Genomic DNA, 912 nt, shown 5'->3' on the forward strand with positions numbered 1-912 from the left:
ACGCCCGGGTGTCGTCCGCTGACCAGAAGGCCGACCTGGACCGGCAGGTCGCCCGGGTCACCGTATGGGCGGCCGGGCAGGGCCTACCTGTTGGCCGGGTCGTCACCGAGGTCGGTTCGGTGTTGAACGGCGACCGCGGGAAGTTGTTCGCGTCGCTGGGCGACCCGGGGGTGAGCACGATCGTCGTGGAGCACCGCGACAGGTTCGCTCGGTTCGGCGCCGAGGATGTCGAGGCCGTGCTGTCCGCGCAGGGCCGGCGGCTGCTGGTGGTCGACCCGGCCGAGGTCGACGATGATCTGGTCCGGGACATGACGGAGATCCTGACGTCGCTGTGCGCCCGGTTGTACGGCCGCCAGACCGCCGCGGATCGTGCCCGCCGGGCGGTCGCCGCCGCGACCGAGGACGCCGGGTGAGGACGCTGCAGGCGTATCGGTTCGCGCTCGACCCGAACAATGCCCAGGCCGTGAAGCTGTCCCGGCACGCCGGGGCGGCCTGGTTCGCCTACAACTGGGGTGTGGCCCGGGTGAAGGCCGCGCTCGCCCAGCGCGACGCCGAGATGTCGTACGGCCAGGGCGGCGATCAGCTCACGCCGGTGCCGTGGACGCTGCCCGCGCTGCGGCTGGCGTGGAACACGGCCAAGCATGATGTCGCGCCGTGGTGGGGCGAGTGTTCGAAGGAGGCGTATTCGGCCGGGCTGGGCCAGCTCGCGGGTGTGTTGAAGAACTTCTCCGACTCGAGGAAGGGTGCCCGTGGGGGCCGTCGGGTCGGTTTCCCCCGGTTCAAAAAGCGCGGGAAGGCCCGGGGCTCGTTCCGGTACACGACCGGTGCCTACGGCCCGGCCGGTGACCGGTATGTGAAGCTGCCCCGGATCGGTCGGGTGAAGGTCCACGAGCCGATGGGCGCGCTCACCTC

General features: G+C 71.4%; 2 protein-coding genes. Both read left to right on the forward strand.

The genetic code is table 11. The features are described 5' to 3' along the window. Positions 1-413: IS607 family transposase (locus tag C1A33_RS26585; RefSeq protein ID WP_101834340.1), on the forward strand; the 413-nt coding region annotated here is incomplete at its 5' end. Continuing rightward, a partial coding sequence (locus C1A33_RS26590) for a helix-turn-helix domain-containing protein (protein ID WP_165818598.1) occupies positions 410-912 on the forward strand: 503 nt, incomplete at its 3' end. The genes C1A33_RS26585 and C1A33_RS26590, both read left to right, overlap by 4 nt.

It is taken from the genome of Frankia canadensis, assembly GCF_900197875.1.
Classification (GTDB): Bacteria; Actinomycetota; Actinomycetes; order Frankiales; family Frankiaceae; genus Frankia; species Frankia canadensis.